General features: G+C 64.2%; 16 protein-coding genes. 10 read left to right on the plus strand and 6 right to left on the minus strand.

The genetic code is table 11. From position 1 onward, the window contains the following. Positions 1-3: 3 nt before the first annotated feature. Positions 4-888 carry a lauroyl acyltransferase LpxL gene (gene lpxL, locus NQV17_RS22830; RefSeq protein WP_257773980.1) on the minus strand — a complete coding sequence of 295 codons (885 nt, stop codon included), beginning with the start codon at positions 886-888 and terminating at the stop codon, positions 4-6. A gap of 265 nt (positions 889-1,153) precedes the next feature. Between lpxL and metK the strand changes: the two genes are divergently transcribed. The 6 genes from metK (at position 1,154) to NQV17_RS22860 (ending at position 6,827) form a co-directional block, all read left to right on the plus strand. Then, positions 1,154-2,341: a methionine adenosyltransferase gene (metK, locus tag NQV17_RS22835; protein WP_044847851.1), complete on the plus strand. Its 1,188-nt coding sequence runs from the start codon at positions 1,154-1,156 to the stop codon at positions 2,339-2,341. A 548-nt stretch (positions 2,342-2,889) separates the two neighbouring features. Beyond that, positions 2,890-3,039, plus strand: coding sequence for a hypothetical protein (locus tag NQV17_RS22840; protein WP_257773981.1), 150 nt, complete (start codon positions 2,890-2,892; stop codon positions 3,037-3,039). Between the two features lie 70 nt (positions 3,040-3,109). Then, positions 3,110-4,111 (plus strand): radical SAM protein, encoded by a 1,002-nt coding sequence (locus NQV17_RS22845; RefSeq protein WP_257773982.1) that lies wholly within the window; start codon positions 3,110-3,112, stop codon positions 4,109-4,111. Beyond that, positions 4,111-5,343 (plus strand): MFS transporter, encoded by a 1,233-nt coding sequence (locus NQV17_RS22850; protein ID WP_257773983.1) that lies wholly within the window; start codon positions 4,111-4,113, stop codon positions 5,341-5,343. The genes NQV17_RS22845 and NQV17_RS22850 overlap by 1 nt, the downstream gene beginning before the upstream one ends. After that, positions 5,303-6,547 (plus strand): radical SAM protein, encoded by a 1,245-nt coding sequence (locus tag NQV17_RS22855; RefSeq protein WP_257773984.1) that lies wholly within the window; start codon positions 5,303-5,305, stop codon positions 6,545-6,547. Before NQV17_RS22850 ends, NQV17_RS22855 begins: the two co-directional genes overlap by 41 nt. 13 nt (positions 6,548-6,560) lie before the next feature. Further along, positions 6,561-6,827 carry a hypothetical protein gene (locus tag NQV17_RS22860; RefSeq protein ID WP_257773985.1) on the plus strand — a complete coding sequence of 89 codons (267 nt, stop codon included), beginning with the start codon at positions 6,561-6,563 and terminating at the stop codon, positions 6,825-6,827. Between the two features lie 125 nt (positions 6,828-6,952). On the opposite strand, the gene NQV17_RS22865 is transcribed toward NQV17_RS22860, so the two are convergent. After that, positions 6,953-7,294: a hypothetical protein gene (locus tag NQV17_RS22865; protein ID WP_044847852.1), complete on the minus strand. Its 342-nt coding sequence runs from the start codon at positions 7,292-7,294 to the stop codon at positions 6,953-6,955. A 353-nt stretch (positions 7,295-7,647) separates the two neighbouring features. Between NQV17_RS22865 and NQV17_RS22870 the strand changes: the two genes are divergently transcribed. Beyond that, positions 7,648-8,421, plus strand: coding sequence for a phytanoyl-CoA dioxygenase family protein (locus NQV17_RS22870; protein WP_257773986.1), 774 nt, complete (start codon positions 7,648-7,650; stop codon positions 8,419-8,421). A gap of 157 nt (positions 8,422-8,578) precedes the next feature. Here NQV17_RS22870 and NQV17_RS22875 read toward each other — a convergent pair whose 3' ends face one another. Continuing rightward, complete coding sequence (locus tag NQV17_RS22875; RefSeq protein WP_044847854.1) at positions 8,579-8,785, minus strand: DUF3185 family protein; 207 nt, start codon at positions 8,783-8,785, stop codon at positions 8,579-8,581. Between the two features lie 184 nt (positions 8,786-8,969). Here NQV17_RS22875 and mgrA point away from each other — a divergent pair, with 184 nt between their 5' ends. Further along, entirely contained in the window at positions 8,970-10,013 is a 1,044-nt protein-coding gene (gene mgrA / locus NQV17_RS22880; RefSeq protein ID WP_257773987.1) for an L-glyceraldehyde 3-phosphate reductase, read from the plus strand. 119 nt (positions 10,014-10,132) lie between these two features. Here mgrA and NQV17_RS22885 read toward each other — a convergent pair whose 3' ends face one another. Together NQV17_RS22885 and NQV17_RS22890 are read right to left on the minus strand one after the other, a co-directional pair. Beyond that, on the minus strand, positions 10,133-10,318 hold the full coding sequence (locus NQV17_RS22885) for a hypothetical protein (RefSeq protein ID WP_014895742.1): 186 nt from the start codon (positions 10,316-10,318) through the stop codon (positions 10,133-10,135). Between the two features lie 308 nt (positions 10,319-10,626). After that, positions 10,627-11,508 carry a DMT family transporter gene (locus tag NQV17_RS22890; protein WP_257773988.1) on the minus strand — a complete coding sequence of 294 codons (882 nt, stop codon included), beginning with the start codon at positions 11,506-11,508 and terminating at the stop codon, positions 10,627-10,629. Positions 11,509-12,374: 866 nt separating this feature from the next. Between NQV17_RS22890 and NQV17_RS22895 the strand changes: the two genes are divergently transcribed. Then, positions 12,375-12,587 carry a hypothetical protein gene (locus NQV17_RS22895; RefSeq protein WP_011886311.1) on the plus strand — a complete coding sequence of 71 codons (213 nt, stop codon included), beginning with the start codon at positions 12,375-12,377 and terminating at the stop codon, positions 12,585-12,587. A gap of 49 nt (positions 12,588-12,636) precedes the next feature. After that, positions 12,637-13,668: a serine/threonine protein kinase gene (locus NQV17_RS22900; RefSeq protein ID WP_257773989.1), complete on the plus strand. Its 1,032-nt coding sequence runs from the start codon at positions 12,637-12,639 to the stop codon at positions 13,666-13,668. A gap of 79 nt (positions 13,669-13,747) precedes the next feature. Here NQV17_RS22900 and NQV17_RS22905 read toward each other — a convergent pair whose 3' ends face one another. After that, the gene (locus NQV17_RS22905) at positions 13,748-15,190 is read right to left on the minus strand and encodes a coniferyl aldehyde dehydrogenase (RefSeq protein WP_257773990.1); all 1,443 of its coding nucleotides are present in this window, start codon (positions 15,188-15,190) and stop codon (positions 13,748-13,750) included. Positions 15,191-15,364 lie beyond the last annotated feature (174 nt).

Below are 15,364 nucleotides of genomic sequence, written 5' to 3' on the forward strand. Positions count from 1 at the left end.
GACTCAGTAGAGGCTCGGCTCGCCGGGCGGACGCGTCTTGAAGCGCTTGTGCACCCAGTAATACTGCTCGGGCATCAGCGGAATCTGCTCTTCGAGGAATGCGTTCATCCGCCGCGCGTCGAGATCGTCGTCGCCGGTCGGGTAGTGATCCCACGGCTTGAACACCTTCAGCCGGTAACCCTGGTAGTTCGGCAGCACTTCGCCGATGAACGGCACGACCTGCGCGCGGCCCGTCTTCGCGAGCCGGCCGACGGCCGTCAGCGTGCACGCGGGCACGCCGAAGAAGGGTACGAACGTCGAATTGCGCAGCCCGTAGTCCATGTCGGCGCCGAGCATCACCGGCTTGCGGTCGCGCAGCCAGCGCAGCACGACGCGCGCGCTGTCCGCGCGGCCGACCATCTCGGCGTCGAAACGCCCGCGCGCCTTCTTCGCTTCTTCCTCGAGTATCGCATTCGAGAACGGCTGGTACAGCGATCCGCAACGGCGCTGCAGCGAACGGTTCAGCCAGATCGAGCCGGCTTCGATGCCGACGAAATGCAGGCCCAGGAACAGCGTCGGGGGCAGATCGGGATCGGTGAGATCGACCGCGCTGTCGACCTGGATCAGTTTCGCGAGCTTGCGCTCGGAGCCGAACCACTGGACGCTGCGCTCGACGTAGCTGCGGATCGCGTGGCGGAAATGCCGGCCCGCCACTTCCTCGCGCCGCTCGTCGCTCCAGTCGGGGAAGCAGAGTTTCAGATTGGTATGTACGATGCGCTTTCGCCGGCTGGGAATCTGGTACAGCAGCCAGCCGAGGCCGTCGCCGAACCGTGCGGTCAGGCCGTACGGCAGCAGGGCGAGCAGCTTCAGCAAGCCGATGGCGAGGTGCGTGCCGAGGCGGCCTAGCATGCGGAATCTCCGTGGGGCCGGCTGGCCGGCGCGTTGCGAACAGGGGGGTAGGACAGCGGACGATGCAGCACGTGTGGCGCTCTGTGACAATTCACGAAAGCCGCTATAATACGGGCTTCGCCGAGTTAACTGACAACTTGCGGGGCGAAGCCGGCTGGCGCGAAGCGCGCTGCCCGGTCCTGGTAATCCGCTAAAGCGTCGCCGCTTCAGGCCCAACGAAGCTGGCTACGTGAAACCAACCGTAACCACACAGGAGCCTGAAAAAGTGGCAAACGATTATCTCTTCACGTCCGAATCCGTCTCCGAAGGCCATCCGGACAAGGTCGCGGACCAAATCTCGGACGCGATTCTCGACGCCATCCTCGAGCAGGACAAATACTCCCGCGTTGCGGCCGAAACGCTGTGCAACACGGGTCTCGTCGTGCTGGCCGGTGAAATCACCACGACGGCCAACATCGACTACATCCAGATCGCGCGCGACACCATCAAGCGCATCGGCTACGACAACACCGACTACGGCATCGACTACAAGGGTTGCGCGGTGCTCGTCGCGTACGACAAGCAGTCGCCGGACATCGCGCAAGGCGTCGACCGCGCGCATGACGACAACCTCGATCAAGGCGCGGGCGACCAGGGCCTGATGTTCGGTTACGCATGCGACGAAACGCCGGAACTGATGCCGCTGCCGATCTACCTGTCGCACCGTCTCGTCGAGCGCCAGGCCAGCCTGCGCCGCGACGGCCGCCTGCAGTGGCTGCGCCCGGACGCGAAGTCGCAGGTCACGGTCCGCTACGTCGACGGCAAGCCCGATTCGATCGACACCGTCGTGCTGTCGACGCAGCACGCACCGGACATCGAACTGCCGGCGCTGCGCGAAGCCGTGATCGAGGAAATCATCAAGCCGACGCTGCCGGCCGACCTGATCAAGGGCGACATCAAGTTCCTGGTGAACCCGACCGGCCGGTTCGTGATCGGTGGCCCGCAGGGCGACTGCGGCCTGACGGGTCGCAAGATCATCGTCGATACCTACGGCGGTGCCGCACCGCACGGCGGCGGCGCGTTCTCGGGCAAGGATCCGTCGAAGGTCGACCGTTCGGCGGCGTATGCCGGCCGTTACGTCGCGAAGAACATCGTCGCGGCAGGCCTCGCATCGCGCGCGCTGATCCAGGTGTCGTACGCGATCGGCGTTGCCGAGCCGACCTCGGTGATGGTCAACACGTTCGGCACGGGCCGCGTGTCGGATGCGGTGATCACGAAGCTCGTGCGCGAGCATTTCGACCTGCGTCCGAAGGGCATCATCAAGATGCTCGACCTGCTGCGCCCGATCTACGAGAAGACGGCCGCTTACGGCCACTTCGGCCGCGACGAGCCGGAATTCTCGTGGGAAGCAACCGACAAGGCACTCGCGCTGGCCGAAGCGGCTGGCGTGGAGCCGACGGCACGCGTCGCATAAGCGTCGTCCTGCCATCGTCGGGCGTAGGCCCGGCAACATTCCGGTCGGGCCCGTGAAGTATCAATAGCGGTCGCGGCCAATAATGCCCCGTAAGTCCCAGACTTCCGGGGCATTTTCTTTTTCCCTGCTCAAAGCGGCCATCGTGGTCGTTTTACGGGGTGTCTTGATTCGTCCGCCGGTCCAGCCATCTTCCCGCCGCCGCTTTTCGGGCCGTGTTGTTTTCGGCTCTACAGACGAACTGCGCGGGACCGTTTCGCCGTGCCGGTAGAGCATGCCTGCGGCGATGGCCGGCGAGCGGTGTGCCGACGCGCGGAGAATTCAAGTATTCAATTCCGCTTCAATTTTCAATCGTGTCATTTGTGGGTCGAGTCGACATTGACCGATTCCATACTGTGCGATCTATTTCTTTATCTCTAAATGGTTACAAATGTTGACGTTTGTTGACGTTGACGATCCGGTTGTCGAGAAGTAGTTTTTCAAGTGGCGGGTCGAATCGAGTCGTATTCGATCTGTCTGTAAATGACAATCTTTATTTAATGGAGAAAGCAATGGAGTCGATTCAATCGAGTAATGAAAATGTGACGGTCGAAATGCCCCGCTCCGAGTACAACATCGATATCGCCGTGCCCGGCGAGCCAGCTGACTTCACCGCTATCAATGTCGAGGGCTGCTTGAGCAGTTCCAGCGTGCTCGGCTGACACGAGTAGAGATCGGCAACAGGCGGGAGTGGAGCTGCACTCCCACTCCCGCCGGGGATGAGGGCCTGTCATGAAAAAGATCGAGGCAATGGATTTTCCGCTGTTCGTTAAATGGTATATCACGCAGCGATGCAATCTGCGTTGCACGCATTGCTATTTGACGGACTATCAACGTTCTCCCGAATTTAACGAGATTGTGCCTATTATTGATTATCTCGGCGCTCGAGGCGTTTTTGGGATTGTATTAATAGGAGGGGAGCCGGTTGCGAGAAGTGATCTGGCTGAAATTGTCAGGCGAATCACTTCACACGGAATGCGGTCGAAAATCGCGACCAATGCGACATTGATCGATGCCGAGAAGGCGCACGAATTGGTCGATGCAGGTGGCGTGCAGTATCAGGTCAGCCTCGAAAGCCCCGTGGCGGAGGAAAACGACGCCATTCGCGGTCCCAAGACATTTGCGCGCGCCGTCCGGGGGATTCGGGCGCTGGTCGACGCAGGTGCGCGTATTCATCTCGCGTTTACGCTGACCGGAGTCAATTATCGTCGGCTTGAAGGCATGTTCGAACTGGCGGCGGCCATGGGCGTAACCGGTATCAAGTTGAATGCCTTTATCCCTATTGGAACCGGTCGATTGCTGGCTCGGCAACACTTCCTTTCACCCGACGTGTGTCGAGAAATTGCGGACGCCATCTTGCATCACTCATCCCGGTTTCCGGGGCTTGATGTCGAAGGGGGCGCATTCGTAAAACGTGTACGCATCTCGCCGAATCGGTCTTCCTCGGATGCGACTTTCGGATGCGGTGCGGGCACGACGTCGATGATCATCAATAGCGATCTCACCGTTTCGGCGTGCGACATGCTCGTCGAAGAGGACAGGACCGAGCAAGCCATCCGGTCGCCTGCAGATATAGACACGATGTGGCGAGGTGACTCCTTGTTCCGGCGGTGGCGTGGGCAAGCTCAGGGGAAGCGCACACCGACAATCAGATCGTTCGATGACGTTCATCAACACGGTTGCCATGTCGCATTCAACGCTTACTCGCGCAATCTTTTTACATCGGAATCGTGATGGTCGATGAATTGAAGCGCTGGCGGCGCCTTTGCTATCTGCAGGCATGCCTCGCTCTCGAAGCATTCTCGGCGCCCGTTCTGGTGTTTTTTTACACGTCCTACGCCGGATTCACGTTCGCCCAATACAGCTCGATCATTTCGTTGATTTTCGTATTTTTGTGGTTGCTCGAGATTCCGACAGGCGTGTTTGCCGATCGGTATGGCAGAAAGTTCGCGCTGGTGACCGGCAACGTCGTGTATCTCGCCGCGATGTTTTGCCTGGTTCGCTACGGGCATCGGGTATCGCCGTGGCTGATCGCATTTCTGTTCGCATGCGGAGGTGCACTAGCGAACGGGGCATTTCAGGGAATGATGTTTGACGCGTTCGCCGCGTGCGGCCGAGATGCAGACTTTCACACCGTCAATGCTCGTGCCACGAGCGTGTCTTTGTTGTGCGGCGGAGCGGCTTCGGTAGTCGGTGGCTGGCTCGCGTCGCGCTCCCTCGCATTCCCGATGTATCTCGACATGGGCGTTCTCGCGGCATTGACATTGTCGTTTGCGCTATGGATTCGTGAACCGGTGTACGAGCACCGATCGCGTCGGCCCGGGCTTGTCGAAATCGCGAGAGACGGCATTGTTATCAGTGTGTCATCCCGCGCTTTGCTGGGAGCCATTCTCGTAGCGGCTGTCACGTTCGCCTGTCTGCGGGCTGGCTTCAATTTCTATCAGCCGTTGCTGCAAGCGGGCGGAGCAGATGTCGAGGCGATCGGTTGGATATTCGCCGCGATGTACGGGTTTTCTTCAGCGGCAGCCTACACGTTCAGCCACATACGGAAATCCGCGTTGTTGTCCCGCGTCCCGTCGACGGTCTTGATTCTCCTGTTCGCGGCGGCGGCTTGCGTGGTCGCCGTGCCGAATGCCTTCGCTTCGTTGGAATGGGTGTTGTTCTCGATTGCTTGTCACCAGACCGTCCGAGGCATGTATCCGTCATATACCGCCTACTTGATCAACCGCTGCTTGCCCGCAGGGACAATCAACCGAACCACGATTCTGTCGGCGGCATCACTGGTCCGAGCAGTGTGCACAGCGGTGTTCTTGTGGGGCAGCGGGATGATCGCGCAACGGATCGGATTCGCGAGCGCGTTCGTCATGTTGAGCGCGTCTGCCGCGGTCCTGATTGGTTTGATTTCACTTTTTCGAGGTGATGTCGATGACGCACGTATTGCCCCCGTTTCTTCCTCAAACGATTAGCCTCTACATCACATATCGCTGCCAATCGCGGTGCAGGCACTGTTTTCTCGTGGAAAACGACAAGATTGGTCGTTACGAGTTGCCGCTTGAGCAGTGCCTGGCGATCATCGACGAGGCGCGTGAACATCGGGCGTACATGCTTGTACTGTCGGGCGGCGAACCGCTTCTTCACCGGGATTTTGATCTGATCGTCGAACATGCGCGAACCGCCGGCCTGTTGCCGCTGGTCGGCCTGACCGGCGCTGGGGTCACGGACGAGCATGTTGAAACCCTTTGCAGACATGGCATTCCGAGCGTCCAGGTCAGTCTCGACGGTGCAACCGCACGGTCGAACGACGCTATCCGCGGTGCCGGGAGTTTCAATGAGGTTGGCGACGCGATCGTCCGATTGCGCGCGGCTGGACTGAAGGTCAACCTCGCCTTGTGCTTGCACGAACAAAACAGGGGCGAAGCGATGGCGTTGTTCGAATACGCACGGCGGCTGGGCATCGCCCGCGTCAAGCTGGCCTTTTATGAATCATCGGAGTCTTGCGCCACATTTAAGCCGCTCACGCCCGAGATGAAGCGTCAGGTGTTGCAAGTCGCGTCGGCCTTCATGGACGGCAAAGGCGGTGGCGACTGGATTGCTTGCCCTACCCATGATGTCCGAACCGGCCGCGAGATTCGCCCCACCAGGCGCCTCCCTCCGCTCGTTATCGGCGCAGACGGAGAACTCGCTGCCGGCGAATGGGGGGAGCGAATCGGTTCCTTATCGGAGGGCTCACTGGCCGAGCAGTATTGCACTTTCGTTGCAGGCAAGCAGTCGGCATTCTTCGAGCGCGTCGTCCGCGATGCGGCGGCGCAACACGGAATAGCAAGCGTGACGGTTGCTGGTGCTGATATCGGTGCAAATGCGCTCATTTATGAACATGGCGGTCAGTGCCATATCGTCGTAAGCGAAAGGGTGGAGGGCGCCCTGAGATTTTTCACAACCATGCACGAAATAGGCCACGTCGCGACACGTACGCTGGCAAGCGATCCGAGGCGTCATGCTTCTGTCGACGTAGAGCGCCGGGTCAACTTGTGGGTGCTGGACATGCTGCGCGATCACATCTCGGCCGATTCGCTGGCCGAATACGTGGCGGCGGCTTCGTGTTCGGAGGCCGCGCTATACAGGCTTGTGGGTCAACGACTCGATGAGGACTTGACGAACTACTGGTGCTAGACCGGAGGCTGATATGTACGAAATCAATCGAAACTTGATCGAGCGAAAAGCGGATCGCAGCTTCTTTGATGCCGCGCATTTTTTTGTATTCAAGTTCAACGCGAATGGCTACGCGATTATCGACGGGCTAGCCAGCGGACCGTTTCCTCGAGAGCGTTTCGTGGCATTGTGCGAGGCGCAGGAAATGACCCCGGAAGCGACCAATGCGTTTTGGGACAAGTGCACACGGCATCGAATTGTCGTTGAACCACAGGGAGTGGCGATGCCAGACAGATGCTGACGGGGCGGCGGTGCGACGCACCGACTTTGACTGACCTATCGAAGCGGCAAAACAGCGGGTGCACTTGAACTTTGGGGAATTGCGCATTGCGGATGGCATCGTCCGCAATGGCTTCCGTGGGTGGATCAGCGTGCGCCGAACCCGAACCAGCCGTTGCTGGCCGCGAGGCGGCGCGGGCGATTGACGCGGCGCTGCGGGCCCAGCGTGCGGCGCAGCGCGAGCGCGCGCAGCGACGACGGCTTCTGCAGCAGCGAGCGCAGGCCGGCGCGGCGGGCGAACGCCTGTGCGCTCATCATCGAGAAGAACGCGTGGAACCACGCGCGGATGCCGTCCAGCCGGCTATGTGCGTGCGTGTGCTCGGCGAGCGCCTGCGTGCGCGCGCGGTGATGGCGCAGTGGGCGGGCGGGAGCGGACGGCACGACGCGCTTCGCAGCGCGGCTGAGACGGGAAGTCAGACGGAATGGCATGTGAACGATGCTTCGCTTGTATGGATGGCGCCCTTGAAGAGCGCACTGGTATGAACGGCCTCGGATGGCGCAACGGATCTTACCGAAAGTCGTTGCGCGCCGCGCCCGCCAGAATTGACAGGCCGCGACAGGCTACCGGGGTTTCATGACGTGCAAAAGTCGCGATAAACCCTTGTGCCGCAAGCGTGTCGTCGCATACCGCCTGTCGCTGAGGCTCGCGCCGCGCCGCACAGTTCCCTTGAGCCAGATCAAATCGGCGATTGGCATGCCCCTGCGTACGACAATGGCGCTGTTCGCGGCATCCGGCGCCGATTTACAATCGTCACATTCACACAATAAACGTCTGGCATCCCATGTCGTCTTCATTGCAGTCGGAATCGATCCGCGCGCAAGTCGCGGAATTGCGCGAACGCGGCTTCGTCGTCGCGCGCGGCCTCGTCGGCGAAGCGCAGTGCGCGACGCTCAAGCAGATCGCGGCGCGCCAGTTGCAGGAAGCGGCGGAGCCGATCGAGTTCGAGGCGGATTTGCGCTACCCGGGCGCGCCCGAGTCGAAGCATGCGCCGGGCGGGCACACGGTGCGGCGGCTGCTGGACGCCTACACGCGCGATCCGGCGTTCGCCGAGCGCGCGATCGCGCCCGAAATCGGCGCGTGGATGCGCGAGTACTTCGGCGAGCAGCCGGTGCTGTCGCGCGCGCATCACAACTGCATGATGACGAAGCACCCGGCGTACGGCAGCCTGACGGGCTGGCATCGCGACTTCCGCTACTGGTCGTTCGAACGCGCGGACATGGTGTCGGTGTGGCTCGCGCTCGGCCCGGAAACGAATGAAAACGGGGCGCTCTGGCTGGTGCCGGGCTCGCACACGGCCGAATTCGGGCCGGAAGCGTTCGACGACGCGAAGTTCTTCCGCAGCGATCTGCCGGAAAACCGCAAGATGATCGACGCGGCAACCTGCCCGCCGCTCCAGACGGGCGACGTCGTGTTCTTCCACTGCAACACGCTGCATTCGGCCGGGCAGAACCGCTCCGACCAGGTGAAGTTCTCGCTCGTCTACACGTATCACGGCGTGAGCAACCGGCCGATGCCGGGCACGCGTTCGGCGGCGAAGCCGGAAGTGCAGTTCTAGCAGCGGTTCGGGCGGCGCTGCAGCCGCGTCGATGATTCGATGCGGCGCGGCGGCCGCATGAGCGGATGAAGAAACGGGCGGCCTGGCCGCCCGTTGCGTTTTGTGCGGCCCGCTCGCGCGAGGCGGGCACGTCGTCGTGCGTCGCGCGGCTGCGTGATCAGCGCTTGTTGGCCGGCATCGCGAGGCCGATCAGGCCGATCAGCATCGCGACGGCGCCGCCGGCAATCAGCAGGATCGTCTTCGTGGCGGGCGAGCCGGTGAAGAAGCGCGACACGTTGTCGTTGATCGAATGGAACGACTGGCCGCCGAAATACAGCAGCACGACGCCGCCGACGAGCAGCGCAACCGAGATGACCCGGGACATACCAACCTCGCTGTAACGGTGATTCGAGACGCCGCAGTGTAGGCGACGCGCGCGGCCGCGTCCATTGCCGTGCGCGCATCGGCCACGTTCGCTACCATAGCCGTCGTATGTTTCCTTCGCCGCCGGCGCGCGATGTTCGCGCGCGGCGCGCGTCCCTTCCCCGACGTCCTGACGGAACCGACTCATGGCCTACGAAGCAGCTTCCGAACGTTATGCCGACATGCAATACCGCACCTGCGGCAAATCCGGGCTCAAACTGCCCGCCCTGTCGCTCGGCCTGTGGCACAACTTCGGCGACTCGACGCCGATCGCGACGCAGCGCGAGATCCTGCGCACGGCGTTCGACCTCGGCATCAATCACTTCGACCTCGCGAACAACTACGGGCCGCCGTACGGCAGCGCCGAAACCAACTTCGGCCGGCTGCTGAAGGAAGATTTCCGGCCGTACCGCGACGAGCTGCTGATCTCGACGAAGGCCGGCTGGGACATGTGGCCGGGGCCGTACGGCAGCGGCGGCGGGTCGCGCAAGTACGTGCTCGCGAGCCTCGACCAGAGCCTGCAGCGCATGGGCCTCGACTACGTCGACATCTTCTATTCGCACCGCTTCGACGCGCACACGCCGCTCGAGGAAACCGCCGGCGCGCTCGCATCGGCCGTGCAGCAGGGCAAGGCGCTGTATATCGGCATCTCGTCGTACTCGGCCGCGAAGACGCGCGAGATGGCCGAACTGCTCGCGCAATACAAGGTGCCGCTGCTGATCCACCAGCCGTCGTACAACATGCTGAACCGCTGGATCGAGCCGGACCTGCTCGGCACGCTCGACGAGATCGGCACGGGCAGCATCGCGTTCACGCCGCTCGCGCAGGGGCTGCTGACGTCGAAATACCTGAACGGCGTGCCGGACGACGCACGCGTGAACAAACCGGGCGGCGGCTCGCTGAAGCAGGCTCACCTGAGCGCGGAGAACCTCGAGCACGTGCGCAAGCTCAACGGTATCGCCGAGCGGCGCGGGCAGAGCCTCGCGCAAATGGCGCTCGCGTGGGTGTTGCGCAATGGCCGCGTGACGTCCGCACTGATCGGCGCGAGCCGTGCGGAGCAGGTGCGTGAAAACGTCGGCGCGCTGAAGAATCTCGAATTCTCGGCCGACGAACTCGCGGAGATCGATCGCCATGCGATCGAGGGCGGCATCAATCTGTGGGAAAAGCCGTCCACCGATCAGGCGATCTGACCGGCTGCAACGACGGTCGATACGGGATGCGAAGCATTGCATGCCGTATCGCCGCGCACGGATACACGCCGTCACGTCGCTGCAATGCAGCGACGTGACCGCCGCGCGCCAGCGCGTCGCTAGAGGAGTGCAGGCAAGCCTTCGACGAGCAATACCGCAACGCCGACGCCGAGGATGACGCCGAGCACGCGCAGCAGGTTGTGGCGGAATTCGGTTGCGCACGGCACCGCGCCGAGAAATAGCGCTCCGGCCAGCGCCATCGGAATCAACAGGATGAAGTCGCCGATCGTGAAATAGGTCGTCATGCGTGTCTCCGTAGTCGGCCGGAACAGGCGCATGCGCGTCTTCCAGCCCCATGCCGGGCATTTCTCTTGTTGGGCCGACCGATTCGCGATTGCGAGCGGGTCGGACAGTTCGAGTATAGGCAAGCTCGCCGCGTTTTTCGCTATCCGAACCATTAAAAGTATGCGGAAAACCCGGGGGGATTCCGCATTTTTCCCGCGAATTGGACGAATGCCTTGCGCCAGTCTTTCCCGTTCCTTTCGATTGGCGCGGAAACGTCGTACGTGTTCGATACGGGCCGCTGTACCCGCGGGTGCGGCGGCCCGTCCGCTCACGCGCGATCGGGTCGCGCGCGAATGGCGGGCGTGCGGAACACGAGCGCGAGGCCCCCGACGATCGCCCCCATGCCGGCGAGCGCGAGCGGTTCGGGCCGGTGGCCGAGCCAGACCGCGTCCATCAGCGTGGTGACGACGGGCACGAGATAGAACAGGCTCGTCACGTTGACGAGATCGCCGCGCTGCATCAACCGGTAGAACAGCAACTGCGCGATCACCGAGATCACGATCCCGAGCCACAGCAGCGGCACGACGAACGCCCAGCCGATCTCGAGCGACATCGGCCGGAACGGCAGGATCGCCACGCACAGCACGAGGCCGATCGCGTTCTGCAGCGGCAGCACGTCGGCAGGCGCCGCGCGCACGCGCTTTTGCAGCAGCGAGCCGGCGGTCAGCGCGACGAGCGCCGTGAGCGCGCAGGCGACGCCGATGACCGGCAGGCCGGCACCGCCCACGCCGCGGCACACGACGAGCGCGAGACCGGCCAGCGACAGCCCGAGCCCGGCGATCCGCATCGGTTGCCAGCGCCGCTCGACGATCGCGAGCGTGAGGATCGGCTGCACGCCGAGGATCGTCGCGAGCACGCCCGGCGCGATCCCGCGGTCGAGCGCGAGCAGGTAGAAGATCGAATAGCCGCCCATCATCAGCAGGCCGGTCAGCGCGGCCATGCGGCGCTCGCCGCGCGGCGGCAGCCAGCGTCCGCGCATGACGGCCAGCGCGAGCAGCACGAGTGACGCGAGTGCGAATCGCGCGGTGAGAAAGACGAACGCGGATGCGTGATGCAGACCGAGTTCAGCGAAGATCGCGCCGCTGCTCCACAGCAGGACGAAGAGCGACGTCACGCCATGCGCGGCGAGCGCGCGTTTGAACGAAACCATGTGAATCCACCTGTCGAACGGATCGAAACGTTCCATGTCGCGCGTGCGGGAACGCGTCGTGCGCGATCACGCACGAACGGCCCAAACGGGCAAATGGAAAACGGAAACCGGAAGCCGGCTGGTCAGCCGACGCGTGCCGCCGGCGGGGGCGGCGCGGCGCCGACGAGCGGCGGTGCGACAGGAGGAGGGAGGACCGACGGATGCGCGCACGCCTGCGGCCGCGAGTCGAACTGCGGCCGGGATTTTGCGAGAGCGGAGGTGAGCGGATGCATCGTGTCGAAATGCGCTTGAACGCGAATGAACGTCAAAGGTAACGCAAGGCGGCCGTGCAGCGCAACCGGCGGCGCGTCTGCATCGCCATACGCTATGGCGCTGCGACACACTACGACGCCACGACGCCACGACGCCACGACGCCACGACGCCACGACATCACGCCGCGCGCCGCACGCCAGTAGCTGCGCGAGCCGCGTTCGAGGCAGGAAGACGCGGCATTGCGGCGCGAGGCCGCGGACGTGGTTCCGTTCGGTGCGCTCACGTGAAGTCTCTTCACGACCGGGCAAAGCGCAGACGATACGCCTGTCGTGCGATTCGCGTGCGTGCCGCGCGTATGGCCGGATTCGGCGGACGGTCACATTCGACAGGGTATGATGGGGGTATCCGCCCGTGCAAGCGCACGCGCGGCGCAGTGGTTGATTGGAGACATTCGACGAATTCGCGGCACTTCGCCTGCTTCTTCTTCTTTTCGCGCTTCGATAAACCGTGAACAATGGGATCACGCGCAACACCCCGACGAGGGCGGCGCGGATCGTGCATTTGCCGGCTCGCCAGCGAGCCGGGTTTCAAGTTTCAAGAGTGGGGAACCATCATGCATGTCGGGTCGATTGTCTGCACTACCCATATCGCAGTGCCGAAGGGCGCGCGCGGCATCGTTCAGCGCGTTCTGGGCGACATGGCCATGGTGACCTGGTACGCGGGCGTGCCGGGCGAGTCGAAGGAACTCAACACCGAGCCGTTCTTTCTCGAGGACCTGATCGACACCGGCGAATCCGTGCTGCCGGCCGGCGCCGCGATCCACTGAGCGCGCGTGCCGCACCGGGCGCTCGTGTTTCGGCGCGGCTGACGGCACAATGCGGGGCATGACAGACGACACTTCCGCCCCCGCAGCTCCTGCCGGCCCGCCGTTCGCCGGCCTCACGCCCGAGTGCGTGCTCGACGCGCTCGACAGCGTGCTGATGCCGTCCGGGCTGCGCACCGACGGGCGCCTGCTCGCCCTCAACAGCTACGAAAACCGCGTCTACCAGGTCGGCATCGAAGACGGCCCGCCGGTCGTCGCGAAGTTCTACCGGCCCGCGCGCTGGTCGGACGACGCGATCCTGGAAGAACACGCGTTCGTCGCCGAGCTCGCCGCGCGCGAGATTCCGGCGGTGCCCGCGCGCGCGTTCGACGGCCGCACGCTGCACGCGTTCGACGGCTTCCGCTTCTCGATCTTCGAGCGGCGCGGCGGCCGCGCGCCCGATCTCGACCGCAGCGACACGCTCGAATGGCTCGGCCGCTTCATCGGCCGGATTCACGCGGTCGGCGCGACCGAGCCGTATGTCGCGCGTCCGGTGCTCGACATCCGCACGTTCGGCTACGAGCCGCGCGACTACCTGCTCGCGCACGATTTTCTTCCCGACGATGTCCGGCCCGCCTACGAGACGGCGGTGAACCTCGCGCTCGAAGGCGTCGAGGCCGCGTTCGAGCGGGCGGGCGAGATTCGCCTGTTGCGTACGCACGGCGACTGCCATCCGAGCAACGTGTTGTGGACCGACGCAGGCCCGCATTTCGTCGACTTCGACGATAGCCGGATGGCGCCCGCCGTCCAGGATCTGTGGCTGCTGCTGCCGGGCGATCGCGAAGGCGCGTCGCGCGCGCTCGCGGACCTGCTCGCCGGTTATGAGGACTTCTGCGAATTCGAGCCGCGCGAGCTGCATCTGGTCGAAGCGCTGCGCACGCTGCGCTTGATCCACTACGCGGCCTGGCTGGCGCGCCGCTGGGACGATCCGGCGTTTCCGGCCGCGTTCCCGTGGTTCAACACGCATCGCTACTGGGAAGCACGCGTGCTCGAGCTGCGCGAGCAGATCGGCGCGATGCAGGAAGGGCCGCTCTGGCCCGTGTGACGTGCGACGGCGCGCGCGGCAGCGTCGCCGCGCGGCGTTCGCGGGCGGGCCGGCGCGCGTGGCCCGCGGCCCGCATCGCTCAGAACTTCAGCATCATCCTGATGACCGCGGCGAAGCGCCTGCCGTAAGGCGGTGCGATCAGCCCACGGGTATTCAGGCGCGCCTGCGTGAGCACGGGCTTCATCTTCGAGAACGTCACGAAGCCGTCGTAGCCGTGATACGCGCCCATCCCGCTCGCGCCGACGCCGCCGAACGGCAGGCTGCCGCACGCGATGTGCAGCAGCGCGTCGTTCACCGTCACGCCGCCCGAGATCGTTTCGCGCATCACGCGCTCGACCGTGCCGCCATCCTCGTCGAACAGGTACAGCGCGAGCGGCCGCGGCCGCGCGTTCACGTACGCGATCGCCTCGTCCAGCCGCTCGTACGGCACGAGCGGCAGCAACGGCCCGAAGATTTCCTCCTGCATCAGTTGCGACGCGGCCGGCACGTGCGTGACCGCGCACGGCACGAAGCGGCGTGACGCGGGATCGGACTGCGCGTCCGACAGCGGATGCAATTGCGCGCCTGCCGCCTGCGCGTCGGTCGCCAGCTGCTGCAGCCGGGCGTAATGGCGCGGCGACACGATCGTCGTGTAGTCGCCGTTGGTCGACAGGTCCGGATACAGCTTCGCGAAGCGCGCCCGTGCCCGCTCGATGAACGCGGCTTCCATTCCGCGCGGCAGCAGCACGTAGTCGGGCGCGATGCAGGTCTGGCCCGCGTTCAGCGTCTTGCCGCCGATGATCGCGTCGACGGCCGCATCGAAGCGCGCATTCGGACCGACGATCGCCGGCGACTTGCCGCCGAGTTCGAGCGTGACGGGGGTGAGGTTGTCGGCCGCGGCGCGCATCACATGGCGGCCGACGTGCGTCGACCCGGTGAACAGCAGGTGATCGAACGGCAGCGCGCTGAATGCGGCGCCGATCTCCGCATCGCCGTTCACGACCGCGACGTGGTCGCGCGAGAAGGCCTTCGCGATCAGTTGCTCGAACAGCGCCGACGTGCGCGGCGTCAGTTCGGACATCTTGATGATCGCGCGGTTGCCGGCCGCGAGCGCGCAGATCAGCGGCCCGGCCGCGAGCAGGATCGGATAGTTCCACGGCACGACGATGCCGACCACGCCGAGCGGCTGCGGCAGCACCTTCGCGCGCGCCGGCCGCAGCCACTTGTTCATCGGCTTGCGGATGGGCTTCATCCAGCGCTTGCCGTGCTTGAGCGCATCGTCGATCTCTTCCTTCGCCATCCAGATTTCCGACAGCAGCACTTCCTGCTTCGCGCGATGCCCGAAGTCGGCGCTGATCGCATCGGCGAGCGCATCCGCGTGATCGATCAGCATCGTGCGCAGCGCGCGCAGGTGCTGCGCGCGGGTGTCCCACTCCGGATACGGCGCGCGCAGGTAGGCCGCGCGCTGGTCGCGCAGCAGCGACGTCAGCGCATCGACCGACGGCGCCGTTTGCGGGGCCAGTTCGGGCAGGTCGTTCTTCATGTCGTCTACTCCAGTTGGGCGTGGCACGTCGGCCAGCAGTCAGGCCGCACGTACCCGCTCGGCGAGCGTGGTGGGGCGGGTCGGGATGGCGCGCGTCGCGCGGCACGGGGCCGGATGCGATGCACGGTCGAAAACAGGGTGCGGCGTGCGGCAAGCGTCGTATCCGCGCGACGG

This window comes from Burkholderia sp. SCN-KJ (assembly GCF_024656005.1).
Classification (GTDB): Bacteria; Pseudomonadota; Gammaproteobacteria; order Burkholderiales; family Burkholderiaceae; genus Burkholderia.